Annotated in this window: 23 protein-coding genes and 1 pseudogene; 7 read left to right on the forward strand and 17 right to left on the reverse strand. The window is 43.7% G+C overall.

Features of this window, described 5'->3' with window-relative positions; translation table 11 throughout:
• Positions 1-123: 123 nt before the first annotated feature.
• The 6 genes from JOE49_RS00270 to JOE49_RS00295 all read right to left on the reverse strand — a co-directional run bounded on the left by JOE49_RS00270 (position 124) and on the right by JOE49_RS00295 (position 5355).
• Positions 124-444 carry a hypothetical protein gene (locus tag JOE49_RS00270; protein WP_023990165.1) on the reverse strand — a complete coding sequence of 107 codons (321 nt, stop codon included), beginning with the start codon at positions 442-444 and terminating at the stop codon, positions 124-126.
• Between the two features lie 313 nt (positions 445-757).
• On the reverse strand, positions 758-1048 hold the full coding sequence (locus tag JOE49_RS00275) for a hypothetical protein (RefSeq protein ID WP_013311821.1): 291 nt from the start codon (positions 1046-1048) through the stop codon (positions 758-760).
• A gap of 18 nt (positions 1049-1066) precedes the next feature.
• A complete protein-coding gene (locus JOE49_RS00280; RefSeq protein ID WP_023990166.1) occupies positions 1067-1393 on the reverse strand; it encodes a hypothetical protein in 327 nt (108 codons plus the stop codon).
• Between the two features lie 28 nt (positions 1394-1421).
• Entirely contained in the window at positions 1422-1766 is a 345-nt protein-coding gene (locus JOE49_RS00285; RefSeq protein WP_048481562.1) for a YkvA family protein, read from the reverse strand.
• Between the two features lie 263 nt (positions 1767-2029).
• Positions 2030-3796 (reverse strand): cellulase family glycosylhydrolase, encoded by a 1767-nt coding sequence (locus tag JOE49_RS00290; protein WP_160789070.1) that lies wholly within the window; start codon positions 3794-3796, stop codon positions 2030-2032.
• Between the two features lie 641 nt (positions 3797-4437).
• Entirely contained in the window at positions 4438-5355 is a 918-nt protein-coding gene (locus JOE49_RS00295; RefSeq protein WP_028541440.1) for a DMT family transporter, read from the reverse strand.
• 148 nt (positions 5356-5503) lie between these two features.
• On the opposite strand from JOE49_RS00295, the gene JOE49_RS00300 reads away from it, so the two are divergent.
• The gene (locus tag JOE49_RS00300) at positions 5504-6382 is read left to right on the forward strand and encodes a LysR family transcriptional regulator (RefSeq protein ID WP_071642816.1); all 879 of its coding nucleotides are present in this window, start codon (positions 5504-5506) and stop codon (positions 6380-6382) included.
• A gap of 356 nt (positions 6383-6738) precedes the next feature.
• Positions 6739-7449 (forward strand): DUF421 domain-containing protein, encoded by a 711-nt coding sequence (locus JOE49_RS00305; protein ID WP_028541438.1) that lies wholly within the window; start codon positions 6739-6741, stop codon positions 7447-7449.
• Positions 7450-7469: 20 nt separating this feature from the next.
• Here the strand turns inward: JOE49_RS00305 and JOE49_RS00310 are convergent, their stop codons facing one another.
• The 3 genes from JOE49_RS00310 to JOE49_RS00320 form a co-directional block, all read right to left on the reverse strand.
• Positions 7470-7913 (reverse strand): ferritin-like domain-containing protein, encoded by a 444-nt coding sequence (locus tag JOE49_RS00310; RefSeq protein WP_049828413.1) that lies wholly within the window; start codon positions 7911-7913, stop codon positions 7470-7472.
• Positions 7914-8346: 433 nt separating this feature from the next.
• Positions 8347-9921: a sigma-70 family RNA polymerase sigma factor gene (locus tag JOE49_RS00315; RefSeq protein ID WP_209940373.1), complete on the reverse strand. Its 1575-nt coding sequence runs from the start codon at positions 9919-9921 to the stop codon at positions 8347-8349.
• Positions 9922-10114: 193 nt separating this feature from the next.
• Complete coding sequence (locus tag JOE49_RS00320) at positions 10115-10480, reverse strand: hypothetical protein (RefSeq protein WP_209940374.1); 366 nt, start codon at positions 10478-10480, stop codon at positions 10115-10117.
• Between the two features lie 243 nt (positions 10481-10723).
• On the opposite strand from JOE49_RS00320, the gene JOE49_RS00325 reads away from it, so the two are divergent.
• Together JOE49_RS00325 and JOE49_RS00330 are read left to right on the forward strand one after the other, a co-directional pair.
• Positions 10724-10951: a helix-turn-helix domain-containing protein gene (locus JOE49_RS00325; RefSeq protein ID WP_209940375.1), complete on the forward strand. Its 228-nt coding sequence runs from the start codon at positions 10724-10726 to the stop codon at positions 10949-10951.
• 311 nt (positions 10952-11262) lie between these two features.
• Positions 11263-11637, forward strand: a complete 375-nt coding sequence (locus tag JOE49_RS00330) for a hypothetical protein (protein ID WP_209940376.1) — start codon at positions 11263-11265, stop codon at positions 11635-11637.
• 231 nt (positions 11638-11868) lie between these two features.
• Here JOE49_RS00330 and JOE49_RS26210 read toward each other — a convergent pair.
• From JOE49_RS26210 to JOE49_RS00350, 5 genes and pseudogenes are all read right to left on the reverse strand, one after another.
• Positions 11869-11976 (reverse strand): annotated as a pseudogene (locus JOE49_RS26210) (iron-sulfur cluster assembly accessory protein); the annotation flags it as partial.
• A gap of 208 nt (positions 11977-12184) precedes the next feature.
• The gene (locus JOE49_RS00335) at positions 12185-12781 is read right to left on the reverse strand and encodes a DUF4352 domain-containing protein (protein WP_209940377.1); all 597 of its coding nucleotides are present in this window, start codon (positions 12779-12781) and stop codon (positions 12185-12187) included.
• A 119-nt stretch (positions 12782-12900) separates the two neighbouring features.
• Positions 12901-13698, reverse strand: a complete 798-nt coding sequence (locus tag JOE49_RS00340; RefSeq protein WP_209940378.1) for a hypothetical protein — start codon at positions 13696-13698, stop codon at positions 12901-12903.
• A gap of 675 nt (positions 13699-14373) precedes the next feature.
• On the reverse strand, positions 14374-15336 hold the full coding sequence (locus tag JOE49_RS00345; protein WP_209940379.1) for a tyrosine-type recombinase/integrase: 963 nt from the start codon (positions 15334-15336) through the stop codon (positions 14374-14376).
• A 224-nt stretch (positions 15337-15560) separates the two neighbouring features.
• Positions 15561-15920: a HesB/IscA family protein gene (locus JOE49_RS00350; protein WP_013311832.1), complete on the reverse strand. Its 360-nt coding sequence runs from the start codon at positions 15918-15920 to the stop codon at positions 15561-15563.
• Between the two features lie 372 nt (positions 15921-16292).
• Here JOE49_RS00350 and mqnE point away from each other — a divergent pair, with 372 nt between their 5' ends.
• Positions 16293-17399 carry an aminofutalosine synthase MqnE gene (mqnE, locus tag JOE49_RS00355; RefSeq protein WP_023990177.1) on the forward strand — a complete coding sequence of 369 codons (1107 nt, stop codon included), beginning with the start codon at positions 16293-16295 and terminating at the stop codon, positions 17397-17399.
• 203 nt (positions 17400-17602) lie between these two features.
• Positions 17603-18670 (forward strand): NAD(P)/FAD-dependent oxidoreductase, encoded by a 1068-nt coding sequence (locus tag JOE49_RS00360; RefSeq protein ID WP_023990178.1) that lies wholly within the window; start codon positions 17603-17605, stop codon positions 18668-18670.
• A gap of 118 nt (positions 18671-18788) precedes the next feature.
• Here JOE49_RS00360 and JOE49_RS00365 read toward each other — a convergent pair whose 3' ends face one another.
• Positions 18789-19046, reverse strand: coding sequence for a YuzB family protein (locus JOE49_RS00365; protein WP_023990179.1), 258 nt, complete (start codon positions 19044-19046; stop codon positions 18789-18791).
• A gap of 87 nt (positions 19047-19133) precedes the next feature.
• Between JOE49_RS00365 and JOE49_RS00370 the strand changes: the two genes are divergently transcribed.
• Positions 19134-19379 (forward strand): NifU family protein, encoded by a 246-nt coding sequence (locus JOE49_RS00370; protein ID WP_013311836.1) that lies wholly within the window; start codon positions 19134-19136, stop codon positions 19377-19379.
• Between the two features lie 92 nt (positions 19380-19471).
• Here the strand turns inward: JOE49_RS00370 and JOE49_RS00375 are convergent, their stop codons facing one another.
• A complete protein-coding gene (locus tag JOE49_RS00375) occupies positions 19472-20236 on the reverse strand; it encodes an SDR family oxidoreductase (protein ID WP_023990180.1) in 765 nt (254 codons plus the stop codon).
• A gap of 143 nt (positions 20237-20379) precedes the next feature.
• Positions 20380-21222, reverse strand: coding sequence for a MetQ/NlpA family ABC transporter substrate-binding protein (locus JOE49_RS00380; protein WP_023990181.1), 843 nt, complete (start codon positions 21220-21222; stop codon positions 20380-20382).
• Between the last annotated feature and the right edge of the window lie 37 nt (positions 21223-21259).

The raw sequence follows: 21259 nt of genomic DNA on the forward strand, positions 1-21259 counted from the left end.
AATAGAGTAGTTTAAACATATAAAACCTCCCGAACGAGCACATGGCCTAGCCAGGCGCCCCATTCGGGAGGTTTTATCATTTCATATGGCGAATCCTCATTCGGACTCGCTTGATCCTTATTCTTAGTTCTGTTCCTGCTCCACAACCTCGGTCTTAAATACGTTATCCAGTTTGGTACCCAATCTTTTGACCAGCGGCACCTTGATATCCCGGCTCAGCTCCTTGAAAAAAGCGTCCATGTCACAATTAATCTTATCCAACACGACCTTCACGGTACCCTCTTCCAAGATCTGCTCATTCAGATCCTCCGGTACGGTAACCGAGATATCATACTTCTTGCTTAACGTTTTAATGTAGCGGGTAAAGATTTCGATAAGCTCCTCATTGTTGAACTTCTCAACTGCAACTTGCCCTTTGTTAGTAAATTTCAAATTCACTCTCACGTTAGCATTTCCCCTTTTCCTTTTGACCATTTATTTTGGATAAACGTTGAACCTTTCAGAGGCTCTTCAAAGAAAGGGCCTTACCGGTCGTTTTAGACTCTTGTCCTTTGATATACTAAGTATAACACATTAAGGCCGTTTTCATTTCCCAACTTGTCGTTTTATGATAAAAAATGATACAATTTGCGCATTTTCAGCATAAATTCTTTCTTTTCATGCCAATCATTAGAAATAGTTTATACACAAATACACAAAAAAACGCCTATCTCGCAAAAGAAAGACGTTTCCGTATAGATGCCTAAGTGGTATGCATTTACAGAGGTTTCGTACATTCCCAACCGTGTGAACGATACTCACGCACAGCGTCTCGTATATCCTCAATATCATCAGAATGCAGCAAAACGGCAGGTAGAATTACCCAATATTCATTCTCCGCTAGATCAATAAATACGTCCTCGACATCGTAATATTGCATATCGCCAAATGCCGTATCCCTAATTTTCTGTCCAACCAAAGGTGTAAACTGGGAATCAAATGTTTTCATCACCTTCGTATATTCCTTCACGCCCGTTGCCGAGATCTGCTGTGAAATAATGACGCTCAATGCTGTTACCTCCCTGACCTAATAATGCTCATTATACCCTTCTCTCAGACCTTCTACAAAACCTTGTGCAAAAAAAATCATAAAAATCAATAGGCCGATGCCAATAGCTACGGAGCTGATTACGATAATGAAGATCCCCTGCGTGTCTCTTTGTTCCATCTTTTTAGTCAAAATTCCGAAAACAAGACCTATGATCCCCAACAAGCCTCCAACGACAAAAAAACTAAATACGAACCCCAAACCTGCAAAAATCCAGCCAAATAGAGCGAGCACCCAGCCCTGCGGCTGTGGCTCACTCTGTTTCATCTGCCAGCGTTCCCTCGCTGTAGGTGTATATCTGTCCATTCCTTAGCTCCCCCGCTCATTGCATCTCTTAAGAAAAAAATTCGCTCGCCTTCTCCCGATGGACAGGCTTGATATGCATGTCCAACACTTTCAAAGCTGCCAGCACAATCCCCGCATCATCTGTAAAACCCAACATTGGAATAACATCTGATATAGCATCTAATGGAGAAATAAAATACGCTAAGGCTCCGAATGCTACCCCTTTGGCATACAGAGGCGTTTCAGGATCTATCGCACAATAGTACATAGCCACCGCATCCTTCACAAAGGGAACTTTTCCAGCCGTGGACTTTACCTTATTGAAAAATCCCTTTTTCACCTGTTCTTCCTGTTTTGGATCATACTTGGCTTTGGTTACGTCAAAATCCTTCATAGGTTCCTCCTCTTGCTGACTGGTGAGTTTGAAAGTGCCACCTTCCCGCTTACCAAGCGGATAATTTTGAACCGTCATTTTCACTAACTCAACAGACTTATAGTCATATTTTACTATGACCTCCTTTGATATTCTAGTATATTTTTCCTATTCCTTGCTCCTATGTATTTGTACATGCTTTTGCTTACGATTCCAGAACAAACTAAACGACCTTTCCCATTAGAATTTCGAGAAAAGGCCGTTACTAAAACAATATGAATCTTTTACTGTTTACCGTTGCTATAAATCGTGCTTAACTTGGATGTTGCTCTGATGCCATTCGGACCTTCAATAATGGCATGTCCTTGTTCAGTATAGCTCGATCCTGCCCAGTCGTTTGACATATCCAAATATTCTAGACCTGATCCATTTCCTTTCCAAGACCATCCAAGATAACCTACACCTTTTTGTTGGGCATAACTCATAATGGTGGCCTCGTCAACATCACCATTTGTATGCTTGATTCCGAATTCTCCAATGATGAGAGCTAGATTTTTGTTTAATACATTGTCAATATTGCTTTTTACTGTTTCGGCATTTCCCCCAGCGTATTCGTACATATGAATGGAGAACATCGTATTTTTAAGCGGATCGGCATCAAACACTTGCGTTCCGTAGTCAAAAATCGACTTCGGATATTGCCCCCACCCAGCGGCGTCAACCATAATGGTATTTTTGATGCCAGCATTTCTTAGCTTTGGAATAACTGATTTATACCCCTGTGCCCAGCCGTTCCCATCCCAAGTACCAAACCATTCATTCGCGATGTTGAGAATGACTGTATTTTCTTTTCCAATCAGTGCACTTTTCATTTCAATCCAGTAATCTGCGATTTTATTCAACACAGCAGCATTATCATTTCCCGTACCATCATGTACTTCAAGGATAACAACCAATTTGTTTTGTTCTGATAAAGTGATCAGGTTTTGCAACGCTGACAAATCATCTTTCGTCCATTGTTGACCGTCAGACAGCACGATTCTAATCGTGTTCGCTCCGGTTTTGGCAATTGCAGGTATCGCAACCGACTCTTGACCTTTGTACCAAGTGTAAGCGTGATTAACTCCTCTCATGACAAAGGGATTTCCGTTGCCATCATAAAGCGTCGTACCTTTAACATAAAATCCTGTATTTTGAGAGGAGTCGGAACTTGTTGTTACTTTTAAGACATTACTTGGTTCCGAAATATTGCCTGCTGCATCTTTCGCTTTTACAGTGAAGTTGTAGGATGTGTTCGCAGTGAGACCCGTCACTGTATAACTTGTTGTGGTGCTCGTGCCTACCAGATCTGTTCCGTTATAAATAACGTAGCCAGTTACACCTACATTGTCTATTGAGGTCGTCCATGTAAGAGTGACAGATGTGCTCGTCTTGGATGAGCTTTGGAGGTTTGTTGGGGCGGTTGGTGGTGTCGTATCTGTTGTCGTATCAATCTGCGTGAATCTCCACCTTTGCTGAGCGCTACCGTTGTCGGCCCATTGTTGAACGTTTGCACCGTCATGGGTATAACCACCGACAACATCCAATGCTTTACCACTAGATTGCGAGATCAGCTTATAATATCCACCACCAACGTCAATGATTTTCCATTTTTGCTGAGCGTTCCCGTTGTCTGTCCATTGTTGAACGTTCGCTCCGTCATGGGTATTACCACCGGCTACATCCAATGCTTTGCCACTAGATTGCGAGATCAGCTTATAATATCCACCACCAACGTCAACCACTCTCCACTTCTGTTGCTCCTTTCCGTTATCGGTCCATTGTTGAACATTCGCTCCGTCATCCTTTGATCCCCCTTCAACTTCCAGGCTTTTTCCGCTATGCTGTGCAGTAATTTTGTAAACAGCATCTGAAATAATATCCGATTGGGCAGACGGTGTTGAATCAAGCGCTAGATTAGTAACTCCATCATTGTTAGCGCTTACAATCATGGTCGGCAATATATAAACAAGCATTCCTAACGAGATCAAACACGACAATAATTTCTTCATTTTGTACCCTCCAGGTAACCAGCGTTACAATTCACCGTTTGCTCGAAGTTTCCAACATTTCTATTTAACCGCATCTCAACATACACCTCTCCCTTAGCTTATATATTCAAATTTCCATCCCTTAGGCACGTACTATGATCTCTCCCTCCCGGCCATAATTCGGAAAAGAAAAAAGAACCAAAAGAGCTCTATCCTAATATTAGGTAAACGCTTTCAATTATTCCAAACTAATTATGTGATTGGTAAATGAATTCTTACTCATTCTAGTTTACGTTATACCAAATGTCAATTGTTAGCATAACAAAAATATGTAAAATACAATCATTATAAAAAACAAATATCCTATAAACATAACAAATTAGTGATATTGAGTACCACGTTTCTTTTATCACCTCTTTTTTTGCTCTAAAATATTATATTCATTGAATTCTTTACATAAGAACGAAAACTATAAAAAAAACAAAAAAACCTTTAACGTCATTTTGTTAGTTTAATGTTTTTTATAACAGTACATCTTGTTAGCTAATTTGGTACGACAAACCTCTTTGAAAATCATAGTCAAAAAAAGCACGCTATATTGGTGCTTCCAATATGCGTGCATGAAAGAAGTTATTGAAGTTCTTCCTGATCCATCGCCCCCGTTAATCCTCAAATGTCTCACCGTTCTGATACTTGGTTGATAACTCTATTCTTTCTTTAATATTTACCAGATACACACTGCCTGCAATCAGCACCAGTCCCACAACAAACGTCAAAGTAAGTGATTCCTTGAGCATTACCATACTAAAGACCGTGGACAACACCGGTATCATAAACGTATAGGAGCCGACGGTTCCTGCATCTCCGTTATCGATCAGTTTAAAATAAATCATCCAGCCCATCGCAATCACGAATATCGAAATAAACAATAAAATCGCGATAAAGGAGGTAGTCCAGTGAATATCGCTCCATTTCTCGGTCGTAAATCCAATCCCATTGAGTATGATCCCCCCAAAAATGAGCTGCATCGTCACCGCCCAAATGGAGTCCAATTGATTGCTTTTTTTCTTCATATAAATCGTTCCGAGCGCCCAGCACAGTCCTGAAGCTAGCCCCAACACAATGCCCAGTACCGACAAATGCCCTGCCATCCCACCAGAGCTAATCACGATCACCCCGCCAAAACCCAGTACCAGTCCAATGACCTTCAGGGGAAACATACGCTCCCCCAACCACATCCAAGAGAATAATCCCAACAAGATCGGCTGAAGGAACACTAAAGTGGAAAATAACCCAGCAGGCAAATAACGTAGCCCTACCGTCTGCAAGCCATAGTAGCCTGCAATATTAAATATGGCCAGCACAAGATAAGTCCACGCATTCTGTCTAAAGCGCAAGGTTTCCCGGTGACGCATAGCGAACAATAGCAGAATCACACCACCCAGTAGGGTACGGATTCCTGAAAAAAATATCGGCGGTGTATCTGGCAAAGCCAGCTTGGTCAACGGCCAGTTGATCCCCCATACCATCACTAATATCAAGACAAGCCACAGTGTAGCTTTAGGTGTTAATTTTTTCATAGATATCTTCTCTCCCTTAGATTTTCATCGTTCATTGCTACCGACTAAAATCTGAATAGCCGTTTGCAAAGTTTTGCTTTACTAGCGTATACTGTGATCACTAATAAATAAAATGAATGTTTTCAATAAGGGAGATAACTTTTCACTTATGACCATTACTCAAATTATGATCTTCGTTCGCGTAGCTGAAACGCTAAGCTTCACCCAAACTGCCCATGAGCTGCATATGACGCAGCCCGCGGTCAGCCATGCCATCGCCAGCATCGAAAACGAGCTGGATGTCCAGCTATTGCTGCGCGACCGAAAAAAAGGAGTGCTGCTGACAGATATCGGGAACAAGGTACTGCTGCAATTCCGTATGATGCTGCAAAGCATGGAAAAGGTACAGCAGCAGGTGGCTGCTGAAAAAGGTCTAGACGTGGGCACGATCACGATCGGTGCCTTTCCTTCTGCCTCAGCCTATTTTCTGCCCCCGATTATTCATCATATTCGTCAGCATTATCCGAACCTTGTTTTCGACCTACATGAAGGCTCCACGAATGAAGTCAAGGAGTGGGTGCATACCAGAGAAATCGAAGCGGGTATCATCCTGTTACCAGACCCTCAGGTAGATGTCATCCCTTTATGTCAGGATGACATGGTTATTCTCCTGCCAGACGGTCACCCTCTACAATCGCACAATAAAATCGCCATTCGAGACTTGAATGAGCAGGATATGATCTTTTGTAAAGGTGGACATGAGGTCGCCATTATGGAAGGTTTTGAACGCGAACAAAGTCAGTTGCAGGCACAATTCATTACTCATAATATCAGCACCTTGGTCAGCATGGTTCGACAAGGACTGGGTATGGGCATTGTTTCTTCACTCGCCTTGTCCACGTTCCCCCATGATCTGACCGTCAAGGAGACTTCACCTCTGATCACACGCCAAATCGGTATCGCTGTACCATCCCTGCATAATGCTTCACTTGCTGTACAGTTATTTGTGCGAACCGCGCAGGAGCTATTTACGGATTCGAAGCAGTAGAAGCATTGGATCATGATCATAAGGAGGTCTATTCATATGCAGAGAAATCAAATCATTCGACCAAACAGCTAAATTTCTAACCCATTTCAGGTGGTTTTAGGGAAAGACGGAAACAATTCGTGGGGCCGAAACAATTGGTTGCCTATGCTGGACTACGACAAAGAGCAAATCAAAAATTAAAGGTCTATTAAGAAAAGAAAAAGAAAGAAGGCAAGCCTTACAAGGTAGCTGGGATCGCCTGCGCCAACAAGTTTTTACATCACATATAATACATTAATTCCACTGGTATATTATTCTAGTGCGGCGGGTAACCTATATGTTGAATACCTGCAATTTTTAAACTAGGAGGCTTTTGCATGAATGGCCATCTCGTTATTTTGATCAGAAGTTTCTCTGCATTCGTTATCCTCATGCTAATTGGGAGAATACTGGGGAAGCAAACCCTCTCCAATATGAACTTTCACGAATTCGTGACGGCGGTCATATTAGGGGCTATAGCAGCCAACTTTGCCTTTAACGAAAAAATAGAAGTTGTCCACCTATTAATAGCCCTGTCTGTTTTTACAATTACTTCTTATGTTTTATCCAAGTTTTTTTTGAAATTCAGAAACTTTAAGATGTGGACAGAGGGAGCACCCACCGTTCTCATAGAAGGAGGGTTCATTCTCGAAGATAACTTAAAAAAAAATAATATGACATTAGATTCTTTAAATCAACAGCTTCGCCAGAAAGAAATTTTTAATATAGAAGAAGTGGAGTACGCCCTCCTTGAGATTAACGGAAAACTATCTGTTCAAAAGAAAAAGGAACTGCAAGCCGTGACATTAAAAGACCTGCAGTTGAATGCAGGTAATGCCACACAGTTCCCAATTGAGCTTGTAATCGACGGACAGCTTTTACATGGCAATTTAAACTCCAATCATATTCCCGAATCATGGCTGCTGTCTCAACTGAAGGCACGCGACAAAAAGTTAGAGGACGTATTCTATGCCGTTAAAGGCAGCAACGGCCAACTCTATGTGGATGAATATAAGGATAAAATCCAGCATCCAATTGATGTGGAGTAGTATTGACTTGCGGTCAATAGTTACCTGAGATTCAACGTAATCAGATAATTGTATTTGGCAGCGTGCTTAAGCTCATCCAATATGATACCGTACACCGTGTCCTTATAGATGCCAGCAGGCAATCCAAACCAGATGTTGCGGTATCGTTCCACCGCACCCAACTCCCCCATCAAGGCGCGCTGTAAACCTTCTGTATAAGATTGCACCCTCTCATATTGCTCACTACTGATGCCTGCAATTTCTTGTCCTGTCAAAGCCCGATACATCTCTCTGAACATTTTATTGTGGCCGCGCTCATCGTTACGGATGCTTTCAATAATAGCCACCTGCTCTTGTGAGGGAGCCAAATTGATCAATTCATCGTAGAACAACTCATCGTTACGCTCCCCTTGTACCGCTTCCTTTATCATTTGTACTGCTTTCGGAAATCCTGTGTTCCAGATAGGTACAAAATTGGCCCGCATATAGTATGAATTTCCCCAGTAAGAAGGTACTTGATACAAGTTTATCTCCTCCCGATGTTAGTTTTTAGAAAGTATATGCGCATCTGCCCATGTCGGTTCCTAACATTAGGAAAAATGACTGTTTCGCACACTCCTAGTCGCCCTTTTCTAGTGAAGTAATGCTAGTGGCTATTTGACTTACCAACATACTGGGTTGATTATACTGATGATAGCTAACACAGGGGAAGAACTCACTAAAAAATTAATTACGATTTGTGTCATAGTTGAAAGTGCTGCATCTATTGCTATAAGCTACAGAGAAATAGACGAGAGACTCCTTGACAAACATTAGCTGGTTTTCTTGTCTTAATATAGTCTACTAAAAAAACAAATAGGAGTTTTCCATAAACGGAAAACTCTTTCGCACTTTAAACAATCTGCTTCTATACTTTCTTCAATGTCGGACCAATCCACCAGCCAAATCATCCCATCGCCAAGAAACCTCATGTCCATGGAGATGCAGCCCCCCAAACCACTCGTCGATCCCTTGAACTGCAATGCGGTCCGCTGATCCATTCAGTACCTCATTACCCAACTCTGTCAGAATTACCTTTCGGTTCAGAAAATCCGGAATTTGTCTGAAATCCAAGCTGGCCTCATCCCCGTCAATGATCAGCAAAGGATGTTCGCCTTGCGCCAAAGCACGAATAAATTTCCAGTATTCGAGATCACCCATCCCAAGCACATGCAGAACGTCAGTTACCTGACGAAACAATTCCAATGGCGTATTCACTCCATTATGAACGGCCTGAAGCGTGGTCTGTTCCACAACGCCAAGACCATTCTGCTCCGAGGGCAGCCGCTTGAGATGCGCTGTGAAAGCTTCATAGGCAAAAGGCAGGCCGGATGCTGCCAATTCTGCCTTCTTGTTTTCCAGCAGATTAGCCATTTGAACAGGATCAGGAGAAGCATACGCCTGCCAAAGCTCGCTTCCGAGTTCCATTTCTTGCCGCCCAATAGTCCGCCAGGTACCGGATAATGTCTGAAGCTGTGCCGGAGTGAGCTGTCCCAGACCATGGAACCGTTCGATTCCCGGAAACTCCCCGATACAGAGCAGGCTCAGCTTCGTGCGGCCCAGTTTCTGTCTTTTGAACCAGTGGAGCAGATAGGCGAGCATGCTCTGATCAAACAGGTCATGCTCAAACCACAACACGACTTCATCATACTTAATAAACTCACGAAGTTTCTGCTCTTGTTCCTCACAGCTCGTAATATATTTGCTGGCCGGAATACCCATCGTTTCTTCCAGGACCTGGGCCCGCAGTGCCCGTTCTTCCGCCCCCGCTGGATTTGCAAATATCGGTCCTGCCGGATACACCTCTCTCCATACAAGCACATCACCCTGTACAACACCCTGCTTCAACATCTCGCCTACAACATCACCGTTAACAATATGCAGCATGTTTTGCCCTCCCTCATACAAATGATTGAATACGGAAACAAGGTCGGCTACCGGGAGTGTACCTTTCAACTTTCGGCGGGCATCGTGCAGCCGCTTCTTAAGCGTCGGGACCGGAGTGCCCAGATAATCCGAAATTTCCTGCAGAGAGTAGCCGTAAAAATAAAACAATCGCAGAGGCACGCGCAGCTTGGCAGACAGTGCCTTCACCGATTGTTGCAGAACTTGGCTCTCCTCCCTACGCTCCGCAATTTCTGCTAAACCCGGTACTCCTCCGGAAACCTGCACAGCCTCATCCAGAGGAAGCATCGAATGATGCTTGCGCCGCAGCATCCGCTGGCACTGTCTTACGACAATGGTCTTGAACCAGCCTGGAAAAGCGGACGAGGTCTGCAGTTTCTCCAGATTCTGATAAGCCTCTATGAACGCATCCTGCACGGCATCTTCCGCGAGATGAACATCCTTCAGCATGTCATAGGACACCGCATAGGCCATCCCGCGAAAATGCAGCATCAGCTGACCGAACGCTTCCGCATCCCCTAGCCGCGCCTTTTCAACCCACTCCCTCATACGTCCCTAGCCTCTTTTCTTTCGTGTTCTTATTCTTAAGTGCCAACTCCGTGGAGGAAGGTTACAAATCATATTGATGGAAAAATGAATTGATTGATAAAGAGCTTCACTGAACACAGCAACCATATTAACAGATTCTTTCTCAATAGAAGCATAATGTAGTTACAGGCTGTTGGTTTTCAACAGAAATATATCATCCTTTATTTTTTACGAGGTTAAGTTCAATATGACTTCGACCATGTAGCCATAGCAGTTCATCCAGTAAAAACGCCAATCCATCCTTACTACGCAAACGCTCAATCATTTCTGTAACGACCTCCATTATCTCACGCTGTACATTGTTCGCTAGTTGGAGGCCCCCACTTTCCCCATCCACATAAAGATGTGGATGATCCGGTTGATCTACCTTTCGTACATGTCGCAGACACAGTATCCCATGTTCAAGATAAAAGAAATAGCTACGATCATACAGAACTCCCTCAAATAATTCATACATATGAGGGTCCTCATCAGGTCCATATACCATGACAACTCTTTTCAATTCAACCGATTCCGTCATTAATAATTCCCCCTACCTTTATATCACTGATTTAATTATGTATTAATATCCAGCATAAACATGATTACTGTATGAATTATCTGGAAAACATAAGCAATCTCCCCCTATTAATTGTATACTTATTTTACTTTTATTCGCATATACGTTTATTAGTATAATTTTATACGACTTTTAGTATATAGTCAATATCTATTTTACGGTTATTCGTATATTGGATATAATGGGTTGGAGGGTGGTGTACGTATGAGAACGATTCGCCTTAAATTGAATGAAATTATGGCACAACGGGGACTTACGCAAACCCAACTTTCCGAATTATCGGGTGTTCGTCAGGCTGCTATCTCTGAAATGTCACGGAACATTCGTGAACAAATAAATCTTAAAACACTTGTGAAAATTGCGGATGCACTTGAGATTGACGATATATCAGAACTCATAATAATTGAAAATTCTGAAAAGGATCGCCTATAAAAGCGGTCCTATTTTCGATATAAATTCTTGTTTTAGTTTCATTTTGACATTAGCTTTTAAGACGAGACATTAAACTGCGAAGTATTGCAAAAAACATATAATTACATATTCAGGAATATCCATAAAGAAATCGTGGAATGATTATTACGCAATGCGCAATTTCTAAAGCCTCAGAGTAAGACCTAACAAGATAAGCAAGTGAGCCATAGATTAGTTTAACTGTCGATATATTAGATCAAGTTTATAGCATCCCAAATTGTCAATCACTGTAGCTTATTAAAATACTATTAAAGACGAAGAGGAGAAGGATTGTGACTGAAGAGGAGAAGGAATATTATAGAAGCAAAATAGATTTTAACAAATGGATTCTAGGCATTATTTCGATTTTACTAGGCTTTACAATTACACTGTTTGGAAAATTAAATGAAATGCGTTTCCTTTACATCCTTCTTTTAGGTTGGGGTAGTCTTTCTTTTTGCTTTTTTAGTTCTTATGCTTTATTGAGGATGTACTTTATTCTCTTTGAAACAAAAATCTTTCCTGAGAGACCTATACCAGAAAAACTAAAGCCTTACTTAAAAAGACAGAATAGAGATAGTTTTTATTTAACGCAAAGACAACTTTATTCTTTTTTTATTGGTCACCTATGTATTTTTATTTTCGTATTGTTAAATTTAATTTTTTGAATCATAAGTAGTTTACAAGTTTTTCAATTCATCAAAAACCTCCATAACGAAGGTAGTATGTTGCTACTTCGTTATAGAGGTTTTATTAGTGAACGTAAAAAGCTTTTTTATTACGTAATGATTAGTTAGCACTCCAAATTAAGCATATATTTTCTATACGCCCTTTCGAAAGCTATCATAACCAGTAACGGTCGAGAAAATTAACAAGCCAAAGTCCTCATTTTTAAATTTTTAACAAGGCTCTTCGTTCGGTTTCCCGGCATCCATAGCCGTACGGAAGCTTGAACCACAGCCGCATGTAGCTACAGCATTCGGATTATGAATCGTGAAGCCGGCGTTAGGCTCACATTCGGCCAAAACCGCGTCAGATCAACATTTTTGAGCGTTGAACGGGATTGTGGATACGCACGACTACTTGTTAATCACACGCCTCTACAGCGTATAATCACGTTAATCGTATTTTACCCCAATGGATGACGGAACGCAACGCCTATAAACGAAGAAAAAGCGCCTGCCTCCGAAGAGACAAGCGCTTAGTTTACTTTAATCACTTGCTTAGATTTATGGTCACCTTACCTGCGTATTGTGTATCGAACATATTATCTCTTGCGTTCAGACTGAACCCTACTGCGTCCTTAGGGACTTCAAATGCGACTTCTGCTTTGCGACTAAGTCCAGGGTTTAAACTATCGAATGCAAACTGTTCCTTTAAGTATGAGTTGGCGTCACTGCTCGGGTCATACTTACGACCATTAGAATCGTATAGAGAAAAGTAATTGCTATCTATGTTAACAGGTTTACTTCCTACGTTACGGACCTTTACAGAGACAACCACAAACTTACCTTCTGTCGTTATATCCCCTACGGAGCCTTTTTCGGAGGTTCCTGCTACAGTAAATTCATAAGTTCCAAGTTTTACTTTATCACCGATCACAGGGCCTTTTGGTTTTGGTGGCACGCTCTCGCTTTTATCTTCAGGCGTTGTAGTCTTTGTCTTTGGTGCATCTGCTAGAACTACTGTACTACCTGTATTGGTACTTGCGGGCAATGGCTCTGGATTATCAGACGTCAGCTTTCCACTAATCGCAAGTATTACGACTAGCGCGATAAGCGCGCCAACCACGCCGTATATCTTGTCCTTCACATCTTCCCCTCCGCTCTATCTTATATCCACATAATACCATCGGACTAAGACGCTGTCACTACGAATACACGAAAAAACGGACCCACCTACGCAGTATCGCGCAAATGAGTCCGCCACCTTTACCGAAAGTTTTCTTTTCCCGCAACCAACTCATTGCGTATTTCACGGTAATCCTTGTTCAAGCGTATAAGCGAACTAATCGCAGTCTCCACGTCTACGACCTTCCGTAAATCCTCCGTACTAAGTGCATCACGGATGGCCTCTTTCTTCTCAAGGCTGTACATTTCGCGGAGCCCGTTTGCATCAGTATCCCACAGCACCTTATATACGAGATTCGTGAATGTAGCGTATTCAAACCCTTTATCTTTGAGACTACCATTATAGAACGCTTGAATCGAATCCGTGAGGCGGCGACGTTCTCGTTTAGAGATTTCGCGCTCGATCGCCCATTGACGTTGCTCAGCGTCCGCAATTTCTTCCACGTTGAGGAGATAGTTACGGATAGACTTCGCTACTTCAGACTCCGTAAGGAGCATACCAATACGGAGAAGACCGCGACGGGTAAGTAACGTCAGAGAACTTATGCCTTTAAACGCATGTTCACCTTGAACACGCGTCTTAAAATCCGTTAATGTTTTTCCTTTTAAAACACGAACCTCTGAGTATTCATTCAGTTCGCTCCGGTTACGTCTAATAACTGATTGAATGGTATCAGTTGGTACTTCATAATAAGAAGCTGCCATTTCTACCGTTACTTCGGTAGTACCATCAAGACAAGCTACAAACTTCACCTTGTCTAGAACTTCGTCCTTAAAAACCAAGTCATCCCGCATAGACTTACTCTCCGTGAGGATGAGTTCGTTCCGTCCAGTAAGATCATATGAAACCTGCTGAACATCTTTCTTTTCTTTTGCCATGGTAGACACCTCCCCCAAATTGCTCACTATTTCGACAAAATGGTAGGATATACCTTCGGAACACTTGTTCTAAATGAAACTTTTTTACCAAGTCTTTAGAACTATTCGAAAGCAGACCCACCCGAAGGCGAGTCCGCATATATCCGCTTTATTTCGTTGTCTTTTCCGTCTTGAACGTTGAGTACACACCTGTCCCGATTAACGCGTAGGAAACGATGTCTACTCCGATTTGCCACGTTCCAAAATCCGGTGCAACTCCGTACTTTTCGAGGACTTGGTACGCAAGGCCGACGACCGCTGCGATAAATAACGGATTAGTTTTTTTTCCAATTAACTAATAACCAATTTAACTAATTAGTTAATGACAATCAGTACGATATTGTGTAAACTAAAAATGTAACGCATTACAAAAAGAAAAAGGCCGCTAGTATCGCAAGACATAGCGCGGCCCTTACTTAAACTTATCTTATTTTACGAAAAATAGCCGTTATCTTTGGACGGATGCTCGGCTATTTTTCGCGTCTTATTTCGATGACGAGTGCTACGAACATTATCATAAGTGACAATGTTTCATATACGGTCATAGGCGGCACCTCCTAGGTGGCCGCTTTTTGCTATGCCTTGCTTGCCTAAATTATACAACACCTCCCTCTTCCTGCCTACTATTTTATACTCTCATAGAAAATAACGCCGCATTGTCCGTATGTCTGACCATCCGCCCATTTTCTGCATGGTAAACGGATCAGCTCCGTTAAGAATCATTGCACGCGCCCAGGTATGACGGTAAACGTGTGCGGTCATTTTCTTACCGGCTACGCCCGCCTTTTCTCCGTAATACTTCAGCCGCTTATTGAAGTGATTCGCTGTTACGGGATCGCCGAAGCAAGACATGAATATCCGGTCCGTCGTGAAATACTGACGATTTTCTTCTATTAATTGAAGTAATAACTTCGCTATGTGCGCAGAAATCGGAACCATCCGAGGCTTACGGTTTTTGTTCACTTCACCGCTCAACGTAATAAAACGTGTCTGGAAGTCGATATCCTGTATCCGTAGACTGAGCATTTCCGATACGCGACACCCCGAGTCAAGTAGTAGCGCAATTGCCACGTAATCCCGATACCCGACAAAGTCACGCTGTTTAGGTTGCGCCAATATCGCCTTTACCTCGTCGTCAGTCAGACAATTCGTGAGGTCAACGTCCTGGCGCAACAAACGTACTTTAGTGACCGGATTGACCTCAATAAGCTCATCGCGTTCCATCTGATTAAATATCGCTTTTAACGTACGAAGGCGTATATTGACCGTTGTATCGGACAGTCCGACGGGTTGATTCTCCGTAGGAATGTACTTATGGCCGGAATAACGAACCTTATCGAATTTCATATACGCGACATGGTCCCGAATTATTTCCGTCGTGATATCCTCGACATATTGAATTTCCGGATGTTTCTCGCGTAACCAGGCGATAAAATACCCGTAATGCTTCGCGTAGTCCTTGAGCGAGCGTTCACGTAAACCCTCCGACTTCTTCGCACTTATAACGAAGTCGATCGCTTGCTCAAGTGATAATTGCGGATACTCGCGCGCTAACCTCCCGCCAGCGGGCACCCGTCTTTCACGTTTCTTTAACGCCATAATAAAGAAGACCTCCACATAAGTATAGTACGTGACTATACCGCTGTAGAGGTCGTAATTCACAACCCTAAATCGCATGTTTTGGGGTTGTTAACGTTCATCTTACGGGATTGTTAACGCTCAAAATCTCGCCGTAATCCGCATCCCCGAACACTTATTCCGCTAGGCTAACGCATTGGCCTCCGAACAGATCATCGGAAAACAAAACGTTGATATAGCGCGGTTTAACAAGGCTCTTCGTTCGGTTTCCCAGCATCCGTAGCCGTACGGAAGCTTGAACCACAGCCGCATGTAGCTACAGCATTCGGGTTATGAATCGTGAACCCGCCTGACATTCCAGACTCTTCAAAGTCGATTTCCAGACCGTCTAGGTAGCGGATGCTTTCCTTTTCCACTACAATCTTCATATCCTGTACGTTCATATATATATCCTGATCCGTCTCGTTGTCGTCAAAGCCCATTGCATACGAGAATCCAGTGCAACCACCCGGCGTAACACCCAGACGTAAAAACATATTCGGCGTTTCCTGCTGCTCCAGCATATCTTTCAAACGCTCAGCAGCGGAATCGGTGATGTTAATCATAGCTCCATCCTCCTCTTTTACTTCATGTTCTCCTTCAGTATACTCCACTATTAGCAGGTGCTCAAGTCATGGAATGTCCTTCCCTTACAGGCTTAAAGACCTGTTTTTCTATTCGTTTGTATTGAACACCGGTGGTGTGAGGTTTATAATAGGTGAAGAGTGTGTAAAAGAAACTGTCGGAAATTTGTCATTTCAAAGGCGATATTTTGAGATATTCATCATTGTAGCCTGGCATTGTAACATTTTTCACATATCGTATATCCGCGCTGCCGGATTCTTACCGACGGAACGGGACATCCTGTGCGCACTTAGCGCTTGTGCCGCTGATTTGGCGGACAGCCTCGCACAGAGCAACTTGAAGGAGGAATAGGCATGTCCACATTAGTTACACCTTTTACAGACCGCAGAATGGCGGAAATTGTAGAAAAGGTACAGAACGGTATTCGTTTGAACCTTGAAGACGGTATATATTTGTATGAAACTGACGATATCCTCACACTGGGTCAGTTGGCTAACGAAGCTAATTTACGCAAGAACGGAAAAAAGGTTTATTTTATCGAAAACATGAGCCTGTACTTCACCAATGTATGCGAAGCGCGCTGCGCGTTCTGCAATTTCCGCAAGGATCAGGGGGAGGACGGCTCTTATACGTTGTCCGGGCAGGAAATGATTGATTATGTAGAGCAACACATCCATCCGGGGGTAAGAGAATTTCATATCGTCGGTGGTCATAATAATCATGTGCCTTTCCAATACTATGTAGACTCATTGAAGGCACTAAATGAAAAGTATCCCCACGTTACACTGAAAGCTTACACTGCAGCGGAAATTGACTTTTTCACACGCATAAGCGGCTTGAGTATTAAAGAAGTGCTTCAGGAGCTGCAAAAGGCTGGACTTCAATCCCTGACTGGTGGTGGCGCGGAAATCTTGTCCGACGAATATCGGAAGAAGATGCGTGTTACCAAAGCCAACGTGGACCGCTATCTCGAAGTACATCGCACGGCCCACAATCTCGGCATGAAAACTCATACGACTATGCTGTACGGTTCGGTCGAATCGTATCAGGATCGTATTGAACATATGCTGCAAATTCGTGAATTGCAGGACGAAACGAACGGATTTATGGTATTTATTCCATTGTCCATGCAGCCGAAAAGCAAAAACGCCAACATCATGCGCCGTAACTCCGCTTACGAGGATCTCAAAACCATTGCGATCAGCCGCCTGATGCTGGACAATATCGACCATGTCAAAGCTTACTTCATTAATATTGGCCCGCAATTGACACAGGTCGCTCTCACCTTTGGCGCATCAGACGTCCATGGCACGATTGTGCGTGAGCAGATCAGCCATGCCGCAGGTGCGTTAACCCCTGCCGGATTGACCCGTAAAGAGCTAATCTGGCTGGTCAAAGGTGCCGGACGTATACCTGTTGAACGGGACACCTTCTATAACGAAATCGAAGTTTTCGAATAAATGTAATATCGGATTCAAATTTCCCGCGAGCATTTCATCCCCATTACTCACACCATGCAGCATCTGCTGCCTCGGAATACGCTGGTCTGCCTGACAAAGGCAGGCCTGATTCTCGGGTTTTATAACAACAAAAACTTGTGTTAGGTCGACGAGACACCAGACCATTTGCCGGGGACACGGTAGCGAAAGGAAGGCGGATTTTGATGAAAAATTTCGTTATTCTGGGGGGCGGCTATGGCGGCCTTACCATTGCCAAAGAATTGCTGGATAAACACATTCCCGACGATGTTCAAGTTATTTTAGTGGATCGAATGCCCTTTCAGGGGTTGAAAACAGAGTACTATGCCCTCGCGGCAGGTACGGTTTCTGATTTTGATTTGCGGGTGCATTTTCCAGATGAACAACGTCTTATTCGCAAATACGGAGAAGTCACCTCGATGGATCTAGAGAATAAGATTGTCCATTTTCAAGACGGTGAACCCTTGCCCTATGACCAGCTTGTCATTGCGTTGGGTTGTACCGACCGCTTTCACAATACACCAGGGGCTGAAGAACACAGCTGTACGATCCAGTCATTTAACCATACTCGCCAAACCTATCTGCGCTTGAACGAAATCAAGCCATATGGACATGTCCATATTGTAGGCGGCGGTCTTAGCGGTGTTGAGATTGCTGCGGAGTTACGTGAAAGCCGCACGGATTTGAATATTACCATTATGGATCGGGGCGAGCGGGTGCTGTCGGCATTCCCGCAACGTTTGTCTGCCTATGTACATGCTTGGTTCAAGGAGCATCAGGTAAATGCGCTGAATCATGTTGCGGTTTCCCGTATTGAGCCGGGGGCTATTTATAACCGTGACGAGCAAATTGTAACGGATGCAGTGGTATGGACGGCTGGGATTCAGCCGGTAAAAATCGTGCAGGATTTAGCCGTCCCTAAAGACCCTCAGGGTCGTATCGTGCTCAACGAGTATTATCAAATACCAGATCATCCTGAGGTGTATGTGGTCGGAGACTGTGCGAGCCTTCCCTACTCTCCAAGCGCTCAGGCGGCAGAAGTGCAAGGGGAGCAAATCGCACACATTGTACGCGACCTGTGGAAAGGCCAAACACCTCACCCGCATCCTTTAAAGCTGCGCGGTACATTAGGCGCACTTGGCAAGAAGGCCGGGTTCGGCTATGGCTTTATGGGCAGTACCTCATTGCGCGGACGAGTACCACGCCTGCTTAAAAGCGGCGTGCTCTGGAAGTCCAAACGCCATTTTGGCTAACCGCATGCTCAACAAACAAAGAAGACCCGCTCCCAGAGCAGGTCTTCTTTGTTTGTTGAGTGAATGATGATGTATATTTCCTATACAAAAGGAAGCTGGTTAAACGGACCATTCTATTTCAATCCAAATCTAGGTTATCCCATGCTTCAGCTTCCTTAATTTTGTTCATAATCACTTCGTACAGAAGCTCTGCTGAATCTGCGGATACAATCTCACCGTTGACCATCGCATAGGGTTCGGCGTTGCACTGACCACAATTGCTTAGGCAGCCGTATTCAATCACATCATAATCTGGATTCTGCTCCAGCTTGGACATGATTTCATCGGTACCCCAATGCATATTACTGGTGCAAAACTCAATAATAGGCCTTAACATTTTTTCACCTGCTTTGGATGACGGGCATTTTAATTTGGCCCGCTTTGTAATATAATAATAAAGGTATAGGAAAGGAGTTGAATTCTAATGAGCGAAACACAAAGCGTTCAAATGTATGACGAAGTAGCAGATGTACTGGATAAGCTCCGTCCGTTCCTGCAACGCGATGGTGGCGACGTTGAGCTGGTTGACGTTGAAGACGGCATCGTTAAGCTGAAGCTGGTAGGCGCTTGCGGCAGTTGCCCAAGTTCCACAATCACGCTGAAAGCAGGGATTGAACGCGCTCTTCTCGAAGAAGTCGACGGCGTCCAAGAAGTGGTACAAGTATTCTAATGCTTGATGCATAATGATCATGAGAGTCTTGACTTCGGTATCGAAGCTCAAGACTCTTTTTTGTATTACAGCGTCTGAAGGATCACTTAAGCTTATATGGTTGGCCGAATGGGATCTAAACCTCCCGATACATCCATAATATTGCCTGTTATAAAATCCGAATGCTCCTCACATAAATAGGCGATCACTCGTGCAATGTCCTCTCCGCTCCCCGGACGTCCACGCGGTGTCTCTTTATCCTGCATGCCGATGACATCGGCGATTGACATTTCCTTATTTGCTCCTCGGATGTCCCCTGGACAGATCATATTGACCGTAATGCCATAAGGAGCTTCCTCCACAGCCAGTGACTTCGTAAAAGACACCAGCCCCACCTTGGCGGCTGCGTAGACGGCACGATGCGGCCAAGCCCTTGCTTCTCCAGCATGACCAAAGCCAAAATGAATAATACGTCCCCAATGCTGGCTACGCATGTGGGGCAATACCAAATGATCCAGCAGCATGGTACCAACCAGATTTCCTTGTATCATGGCATGAATCTCAGCTACACTGTAATCCGCAAACAGACGGCGTTCCCGGATGAACGGTCCGGCATTGTTCACCATAATATCGACTCCACCCAGCCGATCCTGTACTTCACCAATCAGCCTCGTGATATCTTCCTGAACAGAGATATCCCCTTGTAAAGACAGGCAGCGTACTCCCTTAGACTCAATCACCCGCTTAAGCGCTTCGGCTTCTGCTTGGCTATGCACATAATTTAGCGCAATATTACAGCCTTCATCCGCCAGACGCAAAGCGGTCGTTTTACCTAAACCTTTGGCACTGCCGGTTATGAATGCGACTTTATCTCTCAACAATTTTCCTCCTGTTCACAGAGAACGGTCACCCCCAAGTATAAAATATTTAAGCTTCCCCTACAACTCCATCCAAAAAGAAACCCCAGTCCTCTTGTTCAAGAGAATCTGGGGTTTGCGTGCAATGCGTTCTCGTTCCCTGCTTAAAATGCTGGAATAATCGCGCCTTGGTATTTATCTTCGATGAATTTTTTAGTTTCTGGAGATTGCAAAGCTTTGATCAGCTTCTGAATCGCTTCGGAATCTTTATTATCAGGACGTGCTACCAGAACGTTAGCATAAGGAGAATCTTTATCTTCCAGTGCCAGTGCATCCTTCGTTGGATTCAGCTTCGCTTCCAGAGCGTAGTTCGTGTTGATCAACGCAATATCCACTTCAGGCAACTGACGTGGCAGCATAGCCGCCTCAAGCTCCTTGAATTTCAGGTTTTTCTTATTTTCAGTAATATCTTTTACCGTAGCTTCAATGTTGCTTGCGTCTTTCAGCTTGATCAGACCTTGTTTCTCCAACAACAGCAATGCGCGGCCTCCGTTTGTCGCATCGTTCGGAATGGCTACAGTTGCGCCATCTGGGATTTCATCAAGCTTTTTATATTTTTGGGAGTAGATACCGAATGGCTCCAAATGAACTGCGCCCACAGAAACCAGATCCATTTTGCGCTCTTTGTTCATCACATCCAAGTAAGGTACATGTTGAAAGAAGTTAGCATCCAGTTGCTTGTCAAACAATTGTACGTTCGGCTGTACATAGTCGTTAAACTGAACGACTTGGAGACGAACCCCTTCTTTTTCCAACTGAGGCTTGATCGCTTCCAAAATTTCCGCATGCGGCACAGGAGAAGCTCCAATTTTCAGCTCCACTTCACGTGGTGATCCGCCTGTATTTTCGGTCGCATTGTTTGTATCCGATGTTGTGCTCTTTGTACCGCAAGCCGCCAGCACCGCAATTAATGTCAAGCTAAGTACAGCCAATACCCATTTCTTCATGTTATTACCCCTCCAATAATTTGTAATATTCAGGATC

Source organism: Paenibacillus sp. PvR133 (assembly GCF_017833155.1).
GTDB classification, from domain to species: Bacteria; Bacillota; Bacilli; order Paenibacillales; family Paenibacillaceae; genus Paenibacillus; species Paenibacillus polymyxa_B.